Below are 642 nucleotides of genomic sequence, written 5' to 3'. Positions count from 1 at the left end.
TGGTTAGAACCAATTTTTTCTGCCGCTACACTCGATAGTGATACGTTAATTGTTTCGTTTGCATTTGAACCAATTTGGAATGATTTTGAACCGAAGCTGCCGTTCAATAATTGCTGACCACCAAACGAAGTCGTATCTGAAATACGTGTTAGCTCTGTTGATAAAGCTGATACTTCTTTTTGTAGCGCTTCACGGTCTTCTGATGAGTTTGAACCATTCGCTGATTGTAGTGCTAATTCACGCATACGTTGTAAAATACTTGTAGACTCACTCATTGCGCCTTCAGCTGTTTGCGCCATTGAAATACCATCGTTTGCATTTCTTTGAGCTACGCCTAAACCATTCACTTGTGATGTTAAACGATTTGAAATTTGTAGGCCTGCCGCATCATCTTTTGCGCTGTTAATACGCATACCCGATGATAAACGCTCCATTGATGTCGCTAAATCAGAACCTGATTGAGATAGGTTACGTTGTGCGTTTAATGAAGATACATTTGTGTTTACTGAAATCATAAGAAAACTCCTGATTACTTTCGTAAAAGTACTGTTTTGATTTAACCAAGAGCCGTAACAAATTTATGTACAAGCCCCTTACTGATTAAGTTAACGGCAGGAAGTGAAATACCTTTAGCTTTTATTT

1 protein-coding gene is annotated in these 642 nt (G+C 38.3%); it reads right to left on the bottom strand.

Annotated features, from left to right (window positions below; all coding sequences use genetic code 11):
• Positions 1–515 (bottom strand): flagellin N-terminal helical domain-containing protein (locus tag I6E72_RS19645; RefSeq protein ID WP_442960312.1); only part of this gene is annotated, 515 nt, incomplete at its 3' end.
• Positions 516–642 lie beyond the last annotated feature (127 nt).

The sequence above is a fragment of the Pseudoalteromonas sp. NSLLW24 genome, from assembly GCF_015864725.1.
GTDB classification, from domain to species: domain Bacteria; phylum Pseudomonadota; class Gammaproteobacteria; order Enterobacterales; family Alteromonadaceae; genus Pseudoalteromonas; species Pseudoalteromonas arctica.
Note: the sequence above shows the minus strand (reverse complement) of the source record. Positions and strands in the feature narration are given on the sequence as shown.